Origin of the sequence: Flavobacterium sp. LC2016-01 (assembly GCF_009711135.1) — a bacterium.
Lineage (GTDB): Bacteria > Bacteroidota > Bacteroidia > Flavobacteriales > Flavobacteriaceae > Flavobacterium.
Genome location: NZ_WMIC01000002.1, coordinates 428,329 through 443,320 on the forward strand (window position 1 = coordinate 428,329; position 14,992 = coordinate 443,320).

The 14,992-nt window shown below is 32.7% G+C and carries 14 protein-coding genes and 1 tRNA gene; 6 read left to right on the forward strand and 9 right to left on the reverse strand.

Going from position 1 to position 14,992, the window contains the following annotated elements:
* Window positions 1-77: 77 nt before the first annotated feature.
* Window positions 78-151 (forward strand) — tRNA-Asp (locus GKZ88_RS06235).
* A gap of 500 nt (window positions 152-651) precedes the next feature.
* Here the strand turns inward: GKZ88_RS06235 and GKZ88_RS06240 are convergent.
* The 8 genes from GKZ88_RS06240 to GKZ88_RS06275 form a co-directional block, all read right to left on the reverse strand.
* A complete protein-coding gene (locus GKZ88_RS06240) occupies window positions 652-2,295 on the reverse strand; it encodes a S41 family peptidase (RefSeq protein WP_155101520.1) in 1,644 nt (547 codons plus the stop codon).
* Window positions 2,296-2,334: 39 nt separating this feature from the next.
* Window positions 2,335-3,630 (reverse strand): HlyD family efflux transporter periplasmic adaptor subunit, encoded by a 1,296-nt coding sequence (locus tag GKZ88_RS06245; RefSeq protein WP_155101521.1) that lies wholly within the window; start codon window positions 3,628-3,630, stop codon window positions 2,335-2,337.
* A gap of 3 nt (window positions 3,631-3,633) precedes the next feature.
* Complete coding sequence (locus GKZ88_RS06250) at window positions 3,634-5,826, reverse strand: peptidase domain-containing ABC transporter (protein ID WP_155101522.1); 2,193 nt, start codon at window positions 5,824-5,826, stop codon at window positions 3,634-3,636.
* A gap of 296 nt (window positions 5,827-6,122) precedes the next feature.
* The gene (locus GKZ88_RS06255; RefSeq protein ID WP_155101523.1) at window positions 6,123-6,305 is read right to left on the reverse strand and encodes a hypothetical protein; all 183 of its coding nucleotides are present in this window, start codon (window positions 6,303-6,305) and stop codon (window positions 6,123-6,125) included.
* 604 nt (window positions 6,306-6,909) lie between these two features.
* A complete protein-coding gene (locus GKZ88_RS06260; RefSeq protein WP_155101524.1) occupies window positions 6,910-7,098 on the reverse strand; it encodes a hypothetical protein in 189 nt (62 codons plus the stop codon).
* Window positions 7,099-7,184: 86 nt separating this feature from the next.
* Window positions 7,185-7,382 (reverse strand): hypothetical protein, encoded by a 198-nt coding sequence (locus GKZ88_RS06265; RefSeq protein ID WP_155101525.1) that lies wholly within the window; start codon window positions 7,380-7,382, stop codon window positions 7,185-7,187.
* A 148-nt stretch (window positions 7,383-7,530) separates the two neighbouring features.
* Entirely contained in the window at window positions 7,531-7,701 is a 171-nt protein-coding gene (locus GKZ88_RS06270) for a hypothetical protein (RefSeq protein ID WP_155101526.1), read from the reverse strand.
* Window positions 7,702-7,754: 53 nt separating this feature from the next.
* The gene (locus GKZ88_RS06275) at window positions 7,755-9,311 is read right to left on the reverse strand and encodes a vitamin K epoxide reductase family protein (RefSeq protein ID WP_155101527.1); all 1,557 of its coding nucleotides are present in this window, start codon (window positions 9,309-9,311) and stop codon (window positions 7,755-7,757) included.
* A gap of 260 nt (window positions 9,312-9,571) precedes the next feature.
* Between GKZ88_RS06275 and GKZ88_RS06280 the strand changes: the two genes are divergently transcribed.
* Both GKZ88_RS06280 and GKZ88_RS06285 read left to right on the forward strand, forming a co-directional pair.
* The gene (locus GKZ88_RS06280) at window positions 9,572-9,757 is read left to right on the forward strand and encodes a hypothetical protein (protein WP_155101528.1); all 186 of its coding nucleotides are present in this window, start codon (window positions 9,572-9,574) and stop codon (window positions 9,755-9,757) included.
* 18 nt (window positions 9,758-9,775) lie between these two features.
* Entirely contained in the window at window positions 9,776-9,913 is a 138-nt protein-coding gene (locus tag GKZ88_RS06285) for an rSAM-modified peptide (RefSeq protein ID WP_155101529.1), read from the forward strand.
* A 197-nt stretch (window positions 9,914-10,110) separates the two neighbouring features.
* Here the strand turns inward: GKZ88_RS06285 and GKZ88_RS06290 are convergent, their stop codons facing one another.
* Window positions 10,111-11,856: a helix-turn-helix domain-containing protein gene (locus tag GKZ88_RS06290; protein WP_155101530.1), complete on the reverse strand. Its 1,746-nt coding sequence runs from the start codon at window positions 11,854-11,856 to the stop codon at window positions 10,111-10,113.
* 165 nt (window positions 11,857-12,021) lie between these two features.
* On the opposite strand from GKZ88_RS06290, the gene GKZ88_RS06295 reads away from it, so the two are divergent.
* The 3 genes from GKZ88_RS06295 to GKZ88_RS06305 all read left to right on the forward strand — a co-directional run bounded on the left by GKZ88_RS06295 (window position 12,022) and on the right by GKZ88_RS06305 (window position 14,899).
* On the forward strand, window positions 12,022-13,203 hold the full coding sequence (locus tag GKZ88_RS06295; protein WP_155101531.1) for an acyl-CoA dehydrogenase family protein: 1,182 nt from the start codon (window positions 12,022-12,024) through the stop codon (window positions 13,201-13,203).
* 85 nt (window positions 13,204-13,288) lie between these two features.
* Window positions 13,289-14,071, forward strand: a complete 783-nt coding sequence (locus GKZ88_RS06300; protein ID WP_155101532.1) for a DUF3050 domain-containing protein — start codon at window positions 13,289-13,291, stop codon at window positions 14,069-14,071.
* 66 nt (window positions 14,072-14,137) lie between these two features.
* The gene (locus tag GKZ88_RS06305; RefSeq protein ID WP_155101533.1) at window positions 14,138-14,899 is read left to right on the forward strand and encodes an SGNH/GDSL hydrolase family protein; all 762 of its coding nucleotides are present in this window, start codon (window positions 14,138-14,140) and stop codon (window positions 14,897-14,899) included.
* Window positions 14,900-14,992: the final 93 nt, after the last annotated feature.

A 14,992-nucleotide genomic window follows, 5' to 3' on the forward strand; every position in this document is an offset into this window, starting at 1 on the left:
AATTTATTTAATTTTTTTTATCAAAACACTTGCAGAAATGAAATTCTGTACTATCTTTGCAACCGCAATAACGCAGAGGTTTGGTAGTTCAGTTGGTTAGAATACATGCCTGTCACGCATGGGGTCGCGGGTTCGAGTCCCGTCCAGACCGCAATATTGGGGAAAGCCTTTCTTTTAAGAAAGGCTTTTTTGCCCAAATACGGTATCTAAGATTAGTTGTGTTGTTTTGCTACGACTTTGTAACTCGTAGCTGGTTTAGTAGTTAGACCAATGAAAAGCTTTCCACTTTTGTGGATGGCTTTTTTGATTTAAGACTATTTGGATTTCGAAATTATTTAACCGCAAAGGGCGCTAAGATTTTACGCAAAGTCCGCAAAGTTTTTTTAAGCTTTGCGGACTTTTTGTTTATAATGCTTTATTGAATTGAATTTTAAACATAGCCTGTGGTTTCAACCACAGGAGACGTATTGTGATCATGATTATGTCCTCGTGGCTGAAACCACGAGCTATGTTAAGTAAGATGATGGCTATTTATATACAAAAAACCTTTGTCAAAGTTTAAAACTTTGACAAAGGTTTTTTGAAGATCTAATTCAAAAGCTTTTAGTAAAGTCTATTCCTTTGGCTTTTGTCTTACTATTTCTTTAAAAATTATTTACCATTTTTAGCAAAAAGAATCGCTCGATCCAGAATTTCATCTTTTCCTTGCTGAATGCCTAAAATAGTTGGTTTTACTTCGATATCAGGAACAATTCCTATACGCTGTACTTCTTTTTTATTTGGATAAAAAACGCCATAACAAGTAAATGACGAAGAAAATCCTTTAATGATCAAAAATCTAGTATTTGCACCATCTGCGCCTCCTGTTTGAGAACCAATAACGGTCGATTTAGGCACAGTTTGGAGCGCCATCGCACTATGTTCAGTATGACTAACTGCATTTTCATCAATTAAAACAATTACTTTGCCTTTATAATTATCCGGATTAACCTTTCCTAATTTTTCGTCACTTTTTCTCCAAACATAACGACCCGGATAACTAACATCTGGATCAAGGTACTTCGCGTATTCTACAGGTTCAGGATTCAACCAGTCTGCAAGAGAATACATAATATCATGAGGTCTTTTTCTGTCATCAAAAATTATAGCGTTTGTATTTTTGAGCGCAGCTATCAAATTTGGAACATCTTCTTCGTTAACTCCTCCAAAATTCACATAACCGATATTCCCATCTAAAATTTTCCATTTTTCCTGAGCAGGAAATTGAATTTTTAAATCTTGATATTTATATCGATTTATTGATTTGACAGCAGTTTTTCCATCTCTGATGAATTCAATCTCAAAAGTTGATGTTTTTCCATTAAAGATTGCCCAATAAGCATTTTTTAAAACCGAAGGCTCGTTTGATCCTTCAACATATTTTGAATTTTCTTTTAAAAGTTCGGCAATCGTTTTTCCTTCTACTTTTGTGATTACATCTCCAATTTTAAGATCGCTGATTTTTGCCAAAGAATCATTTTTCAAAGCTATAACAACGGCTTTTTGATCAATAATTTTAACATCAGCAGGAATAAATTTATCTCCAAAATATTCAAACAGGTTAGGCATATTTGTAGAAGCGTGCGTATCATTTATTTTTATAGAAATTTCGCGCATTGCCAAATCAAAATCTTTTTCTGATTCTGGTGCAATAACTCTCGGAAGAAATTCATTTAATGACTTATCCCAATTTTGATCCATCTGATATTTAGAAGGAAAAAAATATTCAATGTAATTCCAATATCTAAAAAAAGCCAAAAGACGAAGATTTTTATCTGTCCATTTAAAATCTGCATATTTTACTTCATTTTTAAATTGCAATGGAGGGCCATTACTGTTAAATTCATAAGCAACATAATACTGTTTTTCCTGAATTCTATTTTCTTCAATAAATTTCAGTTTTTTCGAAAGTGATTTGGAGAATAATTCATTTTTATTGATCCATGATAAATCGAAGTTTTTATCAAAATAATCTTTTTTAGAAGTCAATTTTACGGTTTTAACTTCTCCCAATGAAGTCAGCCAGTTTTCAATTACCAACGAAAATGCTTCTGCAGATTGCGCTTCTTCTACTTTCGGCAAAATTTGAAACAATTGTTCGTCCCAATTCTTGCTTCCATCAGCAACATTTGGATGATAATATTTTAAAAAACCCCATACTTTACAGGTTGCTGCTAATTTTTGGGTTTCGGTTATAGGTTTTGAAAAAGAACTTTGAAATAATACTAAAAAAAGGACAAGAAGAATTTTCTTCATTTAGAAATGGTTTAGGTTAATGACTAGTTTAAGGCTGTTTTAAACCTGCTCAAAAATACTTTTGAACTGATATAATATTCTTTCGATTAATCTTAAATCTTCGGTGACGATTTCAGCTCTTCCTTTCATTTCCTGCTGAAATACAATCTGTTTTTTATAAGAAGTTTCCAATCCGTTTGGCAAAGCGACATCAAGCAATAAATTCCCGTCTTTGTCTGGTACCAGCGAAATGTTTTTAATTGTACCTTTTAAAACACCAAATTCTCGATCTGGATAATTTGACAAACGAATATTTACACGCTGTCCTACTTTTATTTTACCCGAATTTAATGCCGGCGCTTTTACTTTTCCTATAAAACCATTTTTTGCATCAGGAATAATTGAAAAGACATTGTCACCAACATTAATAGTCTGGTTTTCGTTCCAAACCTGCAAAAAAGTAACCACGCCGCTGATAGACGATTTTAATGTATAAGCCAATTCCCAGTCTTTGATCACTTTTTTGAGTTGAAAAAAAGACTGTGCCATGTTTCGTCCTAAATTAACTTCTTCTTTAGTACTGCTAATATGCGAATTCTGACTCAATTTCGTGTTATCAATCAAAGCCGATCTCAATTGCGAAATCGACGTTAAAAGGCTCTTATAACTCTTTTGCGCCTGTAGATAGCCCAGTTTTTTAGCTTCCATTTCCTGTGCCGAAATAATTCCTTTGTTGAATAAAGTTTCAAATCGTGCTATTTCATTTTTTTGAAGCTGCAATTCGCTTTCATTAAGTATTTTTTGCTGCTGCAGAATTTCCAATCTTTCCTTTATCTGGACTTTTTCAGAAATCTGAGCTCTGTTCTCGACTTCAAAAGGCTGCAGATCTTCGTTTAATTGTTCGGCCTCATAATCTTTCTGAAAAACAGCATAAGCACTTTCAATTTCACCTAATTGCAAATTCTTCAATTCCGTAAAAGGAAATGCTTTTTTCGAATCATTAATATTATAACGCTCAACAATGTTTTTCAGCAAGAAAACATCTTTATAATTGGCCGTATTTTCAATTACAGCAAGGGCAGTATTTTTTGAAACAGTCGTTTTATCTTTAACCAAAATAACCTCAATACGTCCTGATGATTTAGAAACTATTTTCTCAGGCGGAATATTAGTTGTAATAACAATTTCAGTATTTACAACATCCGGATATTTTACAAACCAAGAAACGAAAAACAGCATCAGGATGATAGCAAAAATGAGGACCGTCCCCCATCTGATCATCCAGTGCGGTACTTTGGTGAGAATGTCCTGAACCTCTTCACTTCTTAATTCTAATGTATTATGATCTTCAGCCATGATTTAATTTCCTAATTGGAGCTGGTTTTTAACAAGTTCAAAATAATTACCTTTTTGCTCAACAAGAGCCGAGTGATTTCCAATTTCGATAATTTTTCCTTTATCCAAAACCACAATCTGATCCGCATTCATCACCGTACTTAATCGGTGTGCGATGACAATTACCGTTTTGTCTTTAAAGAAAATATCCAGTTTCTGCATAATTTCTTTTTCATTATTAGCATCTAAGGCTGATGTTGCTTCATCAAAAAACAATATTTCTGGATTTTTATAAACTGCTCTGGCAATTAGTAATCGCTGTTTTTGCCCCGTACTCATTCCTAATCCTTCCGCGCCGATTTTTGTATTATAACCCAGCGGAAGCTCGCTGATATAATCTTTAATATTAGCAACATCTGCCGCATAAATAAGGCGTTTTTTGTCTATTTTATCAACTCCAAAGGCAATATTATTGGCAATTGTATCGCTAAAAATAAAACCTTCCTGCATAACCGCTCCAACATTTGATCGCCATGCTTTTTGCGAAATGTTTCGAAGCTGTGCGTTTCCTATTGAAATTTCGCCTTTTTCGGGCTCATAAAATTTTAAGAGCAGTTTCATTAGAGTTGTTTTTCCGCTGCCGCTTGTACCTACTATTGCAGTAACTTTATTGGCAGGAATTATCAAACTTAAATCCTTCAAAACTGGAATATCTGATCCTAAATAGCGATAACTCATATTTTTGATTTCAATATCAGCATCATAAGGCACATCACTTGACTGATGACTTTCCTGCTCTGTTTCGTCTTCTTTTTCATGAATTTCAGATAATCTTGCTAAAGATATTTTTGCATCCTGAAGCTCCCTTACAAACTCAATAAGCTGCGTTATTGGTCCGTTCAAACTTCCAACAATTGAACTGATTGCCAACATCATTCCCAAAGTTATTGAGCCATCTATCACCAACTTAGCAGATAAAAATATAATGAAAATATTTTTCAGCTCATTAATTACCGACGAACCAATCGTTTGACTCTGTTCTAAAACCAAACCTTTAATTGAAACCCTGAAAAGTCTCGCCTGTATATATTCCCAGCCCCAACGTTTTTGTTTTTCGGCATTATGGAGCTTGATTTCCTGCATTCCATTTATAAGTTCGATCACTTTGCTTTGTTCTTGAGAAACCTCAGCAAAACGCTTGTAATCCAAAATTTCACGTCGCTTTAGAAAAAGAGTTATCCATCCAAAATAAAGTAGACTGCCGGCAAAAAAAACTAAAAAAATCTTCCAGTTAAAATAAGCCAGAACAGCACCTAAAACAAACATATTGATTACTGAAAACAAAACACTTAAAGAAGATGTAGTCAGGATTTTTTCAATTCGGCGATGATCATTAATACGCTGCATGATATCTCCCGTCATTCTGACATCAAAAAAGGAAATCGGCAGATTCATCAGCTTGATGAAAAAATCTGAAATAAGAGAAATATTGATTCGGGTAGAAAGATGGAGCAAAATCCAGCTTCTGATAAGCTCTAAACCTGTTCTTCCGGCAAAAAGAAACAATTGCGCAAAAAGAATGAGATAAATAAAATTAAGGTTTTGATTCTGAATTCCAACGTCAACAATACTTTGCGTCAAAAAAGGCGCAATTGCCATTATTAAACTGCTCGCAAATAACCCAATGCTCAGCTGCATCAAATATGATTTATAACGCAGCACATATTGCGCCAACAAGCCAAATCCTACGCCTTTATTATCCTCTTTATCAAAATCTGACTGGAAAAATTTTGGTGTAGCTTCCATCAATAATGCGACGCCTTCCTTGGTCTGTTCACCGGCATTATTTCCAATCCACAGCTTTAAGAAATCTTCTTTATTATATTCAATTAAACCGAAACCTGGATCTGAAATATAATACGTTCCATTTTTTATTTTATAAAGAACCACATAATGATTTTTGTTCCAATGCAGAATACAAGGCAAAGGCGCCTCTTCTAATCTTTCAGAACTTAATTTTACACCCAATGTTCTAAATCCGATTTTCTCGGCAGCATCACTCAAAAAAAGCAAGTTGCTTCCTTCACGAGTTGTTTCGCTAGTATCACGCAACTCCTGAATATTGATTACTTTTCCGTAATGTTTGGCTATTATTTTTAAACATGTGGGGCCGCAATCTTTAACGTCGGTCTGTTTATAATGGGTGAATTTTTTCAATTTTTAATCATTTTCTAGCTTAAGTGGTAAATTTTGGCTCTGCTAATGTAATATTTATCGCGCACTTTAAGAATTTTTTGTTTCTCAAATTGTGATTATTCAAAGTATTTAAAAATAAGTGAAACCATTCTCAAATACAATATAAAATTATAAGGAGAAAATCGTCTTTTGTGAAAGCAATTGTGCACAAAAAAATAGAGAGGAAAAATTTTCCTCTCTATCAGATTTGTAAAAACATGTCAAAAAAAAAGATATCTCTCTTTCACTAATTAACAGGTTCATTGTATTTAAAATGTCTATTCACATGGCTCGTTAGGATCTGTCACGCAAATCCAATACGCTGGCGAAGTAGCTGTTCTTGGACATCTTTTAGCAGTGGTATTTGGTTCACAAACCGGTGCATTACCACCTTTAATTCCTAGTTGCTCTTCTTTGCTTAATTCAGCAGCTCCATGTAGTTCAAAAATTTTCTTTAACATAATGTGGGTTTTTTGGGTTTTGTTAATGCTTCAATCGTTTTAAGACATTTGAAGCTTCTGTCTTTTCTTTTAAATTGTATTTCAGTTAAGATCATTTTAAAAAAAAAAGCAGTTAGAAAATATTTTCTTACTGCTCATAACTATTTCAATTATTTAATAACTTAATTTCTCTAGGATCTGCCACTGGTTAATCTAACCAAATAAAATCAACACAGCGGCTACTTTCCTGAGAATCCCGACACCAATCATCAATGTTGGGATATTTGCTCAATGTTCCACGATTGAGCGCCTACAAGTTCAAAAAAAAACATGACTAAATTTTTGATAAGGCTATATTATACTACTTCTGCCAATCCTTTTAGGATGTTTGAAGTTTCTATCTATTTTAAAATACGAAAAACAATTTTCTCTAGGAGATCTGCCACTGGTTAACCTAACCAAATAAAATCAACACAGCGGCTACTTTCCTGAGAATCCCAACACCAATCATCAATATTGGGATATTTGCTCAATTTTCCACGATCGAGCGCCTACAAATTCAAAAAAAAACATGACTAAATTTTTGATAAGGCTTTATATTGTTTAATCTTAAAAAACGTATTGATTAGCAGCATAAACGGCCACTGCTGCAAATGCCGGGTGTAGTATCCATTGGACAAACACCGCCAGCCGGTATTAAAATGCATCCTGCTTCAATTGCCTGCACCCAGCATTCTGGAATACCTTTTATTGTTTTTTGCTCAGTTTTACTGATTTTTTGAACATGTTCTAGATTTAAAATTTTCTTAATCATAACTTTTCAGATTACTATTTGTCCGTTTCTAAAACATCTTTTACTTCAAAATCACTTCTTTAGAGCTTAATTGCGCTTCAAAAATATTATCCTGCTGCCAGAGCATCAGAATAATTCATTTCTAACGCAAAATACTCTGTACAGTCTTCATACGACATTGATGACACATAATCCCATGCGTTGCATCTTGAAACTGTCTCTTTTACATAGTCACCCATGATCATTTTTTGCTCGCTTGCACTTACTTCCTGAGCTCCTTCTAGATTCAAAATATTTTTTAACATAACTTTGATTTTTTAGTTTTGGGGTATTTATTCATTTTTTTATCTTACTTCATATACTAAAATCACAGCTTACATATTTAATTCCTAAATTTTTGGGAAGTACAGAGAAGTTTTAGACCTCTCTGCATTCTTTTTTTTTACAAGAATATTAACACTTATATTCTTTTTCTGTCCAAATATCCCAACATAATCCTGGAGGGATATTTCCGCCAGAAATATTTTTTTGTTCCTCTTTAGACAACTTTTGAGTTCCCTTCGCTTTTAAGAATTTTTCTAACATGATTTGTGGTTTTTGTTTCTTGATTAGTACTTCAATCATTTACAGACACTTGAAGATTATGTCTTTCCCTGCAAAGGGATTTATAAACGCCGCTAAGCTATTTTTTCTAGCACTTCTACTTCTTCTACAAAATCATTCAAGAAATATTTCAGTTCGCTCAGTTCATATTCGTTTGGAAATAATTTTTCGTTTACGATTTTAACTGGTGTATAATTAAAATTATTCTTAGAACACCATTCATACTGTTTATTAATCTCTTGGCTTATCATAATACTGACAGGCTCAACATGCCATTTTTTAAGCCATTTTTTAAGGCTCATTTTCTTAATATGCCAATCTGAAATTGCTTCTACAGTTTTCCCTGGTGTTGCTCTGTTGATAGTCAAAATTCTTTCGACAATTATTTTATATGGGTTTTCAGTATTTTCTGGATTGATATTAAATAAAACATTTAAATAAATCTTATCCGGAAATCTTAAAACAAGATCAAATGCTTCATGAAATGTTTTATGACAATGTACACAGCTTGGACTTATAACTACTGATAATTTTATAATGGCATTACGGTTTCCAAAATTCAAACCTCTCAACTCCTCAAGTCCATCTATATCAGGCACTTTTTTTGATAAGAAGTTCAATAAAGAATAATTTCTTTTGAATTTTTTTAATTCTTTAAGTGAATTTTCACTGTTTAAAACATTCTTAATCATTGGTTTCACTGTCAGCCAAATTGGAATAAGAAATAGCAGTGAAAAAACGAATGGAAAAACACTCTCAAAGCTAAAAGTCAAAATGAACAAATCTGATGAAAACCAAATACAGCTTTGTATAAAAATCAAAGATGAAATGACCAAACACATTACACACCACTTCTGAAGTTCAAATTTTTGAATCCAAATTGACGACACTACAATAGGAATTGCCAGCAGACTTAAAAATCCAATAAAAATTGCCGAATCTAAAGGCTGAATTAACATTGCTATAAAACTTGCGGTAAAGAAAAGCAATGGTAAATCAGAAAAATTAAACAATTTGTTTTCAGTTCCTTCTGCAGCATTAATAACCGAGTTGCAAGACGAATTTGTACTCAGATTGCAAAACTTTGCTATAATGCTATTTTTGAAACCAAATTTTTCTTGAACAATAAAAACGCTAACAATGAATCCTAGTGTTGATGTTATTAAAAAAATCACACTAAATAAATCGTATGTATTATAAAAAAATGATAATCCAATTAACAGTATAAATGGCATACCATATTTTAACCAGCTATATTCAATTCTTAGATTATCTCTTGCAATAACATTATTAGGTTCGATCGCTACAATTACTCCATTCCAGTCTAAAAGGAATTTTTCATACGATATTTTTTGAGCTCCTTTTTTAATAGTAGTAATTCGAACATCGTTTTTAGCTTTTTCTACTAATGTAAGTTCATCATTATAGTAAGCTAAAAAATTTGAAGGCAAATCTACTATTTGTTCTTTCGGAACTCTGATCGCTGCATTCTCTATTGATAATAAATCTAACGAATCTGTTATCGCAAATAAACTTGGATAATTAGGATGAGAAAGAAACAAATCCTTAAACTCATTTTTTATATCTGAGTATCTATTTATACGTAGAAATTTTTGGACTAGTTTTAACATCGTTTTCGATTGCTTTAAATCATAATTACAGTACAAATATTGTGGTTTTTATCGAGAAAAAACGACTGTTGGTAGACATTTTATCAATTATACTACATACAATTTATAAATTATACTAATCTAACTACCTGGTATAATTATCTGAAAAACAATTACTTACATTGAAATTTTTCTTGACAAAAGTGTCAAAACTCAAATCTCGACGAAGGGTTTTGCATTTTGGCTAGCTTTGAATATCAATAAACACAATAAGTAAAATCATGGCAAATAAGACATTAAAATTTGAAGATTTCGAAGCTGAAAAATTAACTAGAACGGAACAAATAATCGTTCGTGGAGGAGATGGTGAAACCGATCCACCTTATGATCCAAGCAAAGGAAAAGGAGGAAACGGCTATGAAGTACAACTAGCTCTAAGAATTTCAATACCAACAATATCACTATAAACCTAAATAAATTTAATTATGAAAACGATAAAAACAAAATTCGAAGATTTCGAAGCTGAAAAATTAAGTAGAACACAACAAATAATCGTTCGTGGCGGAGATGGTGAAACCGATCCACCATATGATCCAAGCAAAGGAAAAGGAGGAAATGGATAAACTCTTGAATTAGAAATTAATTTAGTTGTAAAGTCTAAATGTTTTTACCAAATAAAATTCGCAAACTAAACAGTTATAAAATCTGCTTAGTTTGCGAATTATTTTTTACATTAAAATCTATATTTAAGTATTTGTACGCTAATAATTCTGAATTAAAAAGAAATTTATTCATTTTAAAAAAATGGTAAATCAACAATTTAAATGTTACTAGCAAACTGAGCCGGAGAAACTCCCGTTCTTTTACGGAATGATTTTGCAAACGAAACTGCATTTTTAAAACCAACACTTTCGGCAATTGCCTGCGTAGAATATTTTCGATACATATGATTCGTAATCATTTGATTAATTACATAATTGATTTTAAGTTCATTCGAATACTCTCCAAATGATTTTCCAAATCGTTTATTTACAACGTAAGATAAATAAGTGGTATTGGTTTTAATTTTCTTGGCTACATAAGGCAGTGTAAAGTCAGCATTTAGATATTCAAGCTTGTTTTCAAGTGCCAATAATTTTTCGACAATCTTATTTTCCTTGGCTTCATCGATACTTAAATTGACATTTTCCTTTTTAAGCTGAATCTCTTCTTCTTCTAAAACTTTAGCTGTGGCAAGAATTGGAGGATTTTCTTTTTTCTCGATATTCGCTTTAAATTCTTCAATTAAAGCGTTCATTTTTTTATGCGCTTTGTTTTTGTCTCTGATATTTTTGATCAGAAAAAATACAATTCCCAAAACAAGAACTACATAAAATATCTTTAAAGCTTTATTTACTAAAACGTCATATTTATATTTTTCCTGAATAGTAAGCATTTCCTCGCTTAAATCTTCTACCCCTAATTTATAGTTTACTTCCTGTGCTTCGTCTCTTAATTTTGATTCTGATTTTTCATACGTATTCAAATAAATTTTTGAATGTTTATAGGCCTCATCTGGCTTATTCATTGCGCTATAAATCTTAGCCTGTAAGTAATTAGATTTCAAATAATTATCATCTAGAGCTTTGTTTTTAAGTGAAATCGAATCAACTTTTTTTAAACAAACTAAAGCCTTTTCATATTTTTTATTGTAAAAATATAAATCCCCTAAATTATAATTTGCCATTTGATACAAATCTTCCGAATTATTTTGCTTTGATAAAAACAAAATATCATAATATGTTTTTTCAGCATTTACAATATCTTTTTTCATCAAATAAATATTCCCCAAACTCATTTTTGCAACAATTTTATTATTGGTAAAATTTTGAGAATAAGTAACTGCTTTTTTGTAAAAATAGGCCGCTGAATCAATTAAATATTTTTTATTGCGATTTTTCATATAATATCCTTCATATGAATTGCCTAAATCTAAATTGATATTGCTTTTGCTGTTTTGAAATTGCTCTTTCGGATAAACCCTTTCATTTTTATCAATGAAATCGTTATTTTGTCTTAAATTTTTAATCGCTAACTGATAATTCCCAACTTCCTCATTAATAAGAGCAATGTTGCTTTTAAACTTAACGACTTGAATAACATCTTCAACTTCTAAAGAAAATTTGACACCTTTTTGATAGTTTTCGAGTGCAGCACTCAAATTGCCTCTTTTCCATTCGGTTAAACCTCTGTAATTGTATAAATATCCTTTTAATTTTGTTTTTTCTGAAGATTCTGGCATTTTGTCTAAATAAAGAAACGATTTTTTAGATGTTTCTTCAGATTTAGCTAGATTGCCGTCCATTTGATACAAATAAGAAGCTGCGCCGTTAGCAAAAGCTAAATGCTTGTTATTATTAGATTTCATCAATTCTTTAGCATATACGATTCCCTGTTCGACATTAGTATTCATACTAAATCGAATTTTATCCTGCAACGCTAAGTATTCCTGTTCACTAATTTGAGTCTGTTGAGCAAAACTCGAATTAAAAACAAGAAGAATTAAAAAAGAGATGATTAGCCTCATTAATTTGTTTTTGGATTCCAAAAATAACGCATAAATTTTCAATATACTAAAATTAATTTGCCATAGTCTTGTTAATTTTACAACAAAATTAAAAAAATATAACAATTTAGCTTTGTTTTGTTATATTTTTATTACGTAAATTTGTTTCTGTAAAACATATCAAAAATGAAACCAGATTTATTCCAAGCTCCAGATTACTACAACCTTGACGATTTATTGACTGACGAACACAAATTAGTTCGAGAGTCTGCACGTGCATGGGTTAAGAGAGAAGTTTCTCCAATTATTGAAGAATATTCCCAAAAAGCAGAATTTCCAAAACAAATTATAAAAGGGCTTGGAGAAATTGGCGGTTTTGGACCTTATATTCCGGTGGAATACGGAGGTGCTGGCTTAGACCAAATTTCATACGGTTTAATTATGCAGGAAATCGAAAGAGGCGACTCGGGTGTGAGATCTACCTCATCTGTACAATCTTCATTAGTAATGTATCCAATCTGGAAATATGGAAATGAAGAGCAGCGAATGAAATATTTGCCAAAACTGGCAACAGGAGAATTCATGGGCTGTTTTGGATTAACAGAGCCAGATCACGGTTCGGATCCAGGAAGTATGATTACCAATTTTAAAGATATGGGTGATCATTATCTTTTAAATGGTGCCAAAATGTGGATTTCAAATGCTCCTTTTGCAGATATTGCAGTAGTTTGGGCTAAAGATGAAAGCGGAAGAATTCACGGATTAATTGTAGAACGCGGTATGGAAGGCTTTACAACGCCAGAAACGCACAATAAATGGTCACTTCGTGCATCGTCTACGGGAGAATTAATTTTTGATAACGTAAAAGTTCCTAAAGAAAATTTATTGCCAAATAAATCTGGCTTAGGCGCACCGCTTGGCTGTTTAGATTCAGCTCGATACGGAATTGCATGGGGAGCAATCGGTGCAGCAATGGACTGTTACGATACTGCTTTACGTTATGCTAAAGAAAGAATCCAATTTGGAAAACCAATTGGAGGAACACAATTACAGCAAAAGAAATTAGCCGAAATGATTACCGAAATCACTAAAGCGCAATTATTAACTTGGCGTTTAGGTGTTTTGAGAAACGAAGGAAAAGCAACAACAGCTCAAATTTCGATGGCAAAACGTAATAATGTCGATATGGCAATTCATATTGCACGTGAAGCCAGACAAATGTTAGGCGGAATGGGAATTACAGGCGAATACTCTATTATGCGCCACATGATGAATCTTGAAAGTGTAATCACTTATGAAGGAACTCATGACATTCATTTATTGATTACAGGAATGGATGTTACTGGAATTCCAGCATTTAAATCATAAACAACTATTAAATTATATACAAAATCAATTTAAAAAGCTTCTTCTAATCGAGAAGCTTTTTATCTTTGCAGCAAAATTTACATAAATGAATATTGAAACTATAAACAATAGCATTCAACCTCAAAAAGACCAGCTTTTAAACCACTCTTTATACGGCAAAATTCAAAATATTGATGACTTGCACAGTTTTTTAGAAAATCATGTTTATGCTGTTTGGGATTTTATGTCATTGCTAAAAGCTTTACAAGCCAAACTTACGTGCACAACAACGCCTTGGTTCGCAACAAAAAATCCGGAAACAAGATATTTAATCAACGAAATTGTTCTTGCTGAAGAAACCGATTTAACGATTGACGGAAGAAGACAAAGCCATTATGAAATGTATCTTGAGGCAATGGAAGACTGCGGTGCCGACACTACAGGAATCAATAAATTTTTAGCCGAAGTACATTCGCTACACAATATTTTTGTTGCGATCAAACAAAGTTCGCTTCATCCTGAAATAAAAGCTTTCTTAGATTTTACTTTCAGAGTAATTGAAGAAGGAAAACCGCATCAGATTGCTGCAGCATTTACTTTTGGAAGAGAAGATTTGATTCCGAGTATGTTTACTGAAATCTTGAAAAACTTTCAAAAAAATCTTCCAGAAGTTGATTTGGCAAAACTGCTTTATTACTTCGAAAGACATATCGAACTTGATGCCGATGAGCACGGACCAATGGCCATGCAAATGATTACAGATTTGTGTGAAGACGACGCTCAAAAGTGGAAAGAAGTAGAAGAAGTTTCTATTCTAGCCCTAGAAAAACGAATTGGACTTTGGAATGCCATTGAGGAAGAAATTGCCTTAAAAACAGAAATGGTTTAAAACCGAGCCCAAATATTTAACGTAACTATTTGTTTAAAATGTCCTCAACCCTAATTTGTCAAAATTATGAAACCGCATTTCAAACAAATAGTTATTGTTATACTCTCCATATTCCTTTTGAGCTGCAGTTCTGAACAGTCAGATTCTGAAAATACTGCTGTACCTCAGCCCACACCTCCAACAACAGAAGTTCCCACTACGCCAATTGCATCATCTATAAATTATCTCGCTTTAGGCGACAGTTATACCATTGGTCAAAGTGTCTGCGAAACCTGCCGTTATCCAGAACAGCTCAAAGCCAAATTAAAAACAATTTATCCCGAAACTGCTTTTTCATTAAAGATTATTGCCCAAACCGGCTGGTCTACGAGCGATTTAATTGCAGCAATAAATACTCAAAATCCAGAATCTAATTACGATTTAGTTACACTTTTAATTGGCGTAAACAATCAATATCAGCATCAGGATTTCTCGGTTTATGAAAAAGAATTTCCGCAGTTGCTAAACAAAGCAATCGCATTTGCAAAAGGAGACAAAAAGAATGTAATTGTGCTTTCAATTCCTGATTACGCCTACACGCCCTTTACTAAAAACTACACGGATGAGAACCGCATGAAAATCTCTAGCGAAATAAATCAGTACAACACTTTTGCTGAGAATTACTGCATTAGCAAAAATGTCGCTTTTGTTTCCATAACAGATATTACAAAACAAGGATTAAGCAATCCGAGTTTAGTTGCTTCAGACGGCCTTCATCCTTCCGAAATCGCTTATAAAATGTTTGTAGAACGTATGTTGCCAAAAGTAAAAATGGCTTTGCAGGATTAGTTTATTTAGAAGCAGAAAAATCAGTTTTCAAAACACCTTTAGTCCCGCTATCCGCTATATCTTTTATGTCCGCGACGGCGGACATAAAAGGAT

Bases quoted from the DNA above. Each gene is read 5' to 3' on its own strand.
- GKZ88_RS06240 (WP_155101520.1), bottom strand. From the start codon at position 2,295: ATGAAGAAAATTCTTCTTGTCCTTTTTTTAGTATTATTTCAAAGTTCT.
- GKZ88_RS06245 (WP_155101521.1), bottom strand. From the start codon at position 3,630: ATGGCTGAAGATCATAATACATTAGAATTAAGAAGTGAAGAGGTTCAG.
- GKZ88_RS06255 (WP_155101523.1), bottom strand. From the start codon at position 6,305: ATGTTAAAGAAAATTTTTGAACTACATGGAGCTGCTGAATTAAGCAAA.
- GKZ88_RS06260 (WP_155101524.1), bottom strand. From the start codon at position 7,098: ATGATTAAGAAAATTTTAAATCTAGAACATGTTCAAAAAATCAGTAAA.
- GKZ88_RS06265 (WP_155101525.1), bottom strand. From the start codon at position 7,382: ATGTTAAAAAATATTTTGAATCTAGAAGGAGCTCAGGAAGTAAGTGCA.
- GKZ88_RS06270 (WP_155101526.1), bottom strand. From the start codon at position 7,701: ATGATTGAAGTACTAATCAAGAAACAAAAACCACAAATCATGTTAGAA.
- GKZ88_RS06275 (WP_155101527.1), bottom strand. From the start codon at position 9,311: ATGTTAAAACTAGTCCAAAAATTTCTACGTATAAATAGATACTCAGAT.
- GKZ88_RS06280 (WP_155101528.1), top strand. From the start codon at position 9,572: ATGGCAAATAAGACATTAAAATTTGAAGATTTCGAAGCTGAAAAATTA.
- GKZ88_RS06285 (WP_155101529.1), top strand. From the start codon at position 9,776: ATGAAAACGATAAAAACAAAATTCGAAGATTTCGAAGCTGAAAAATTA.
- GKZ88_RS06290 (WP_155101530.1), bottom strand. From the start codon at position 11,856: ATGAGGCTAATCATCTCTTTTTTAATTCTTCTTGTTTTTAATTCGAGT.
- GKZ88_RS06295 (WP_155101531.1), top strand. From the start codon at position 12,022: ATGAAACCAGATTTATTCCAAGCTCCAGATTACTACAACCTTGACGAT.
- GKZ88_RS06300 (WP_155101532.1), top strand. From the start codon at position 13,289: ATGAATATTGAAACTATAAACAATAGCATTCAACCTCAAAAAGACCAG.
- GKZ88_RS06305 (WP_155101533.1), top strand. From the start codon at position 14,138: ATGAAACCGCATTTCAAACAAATAGTTATTGTTATACTCTCCATATTC.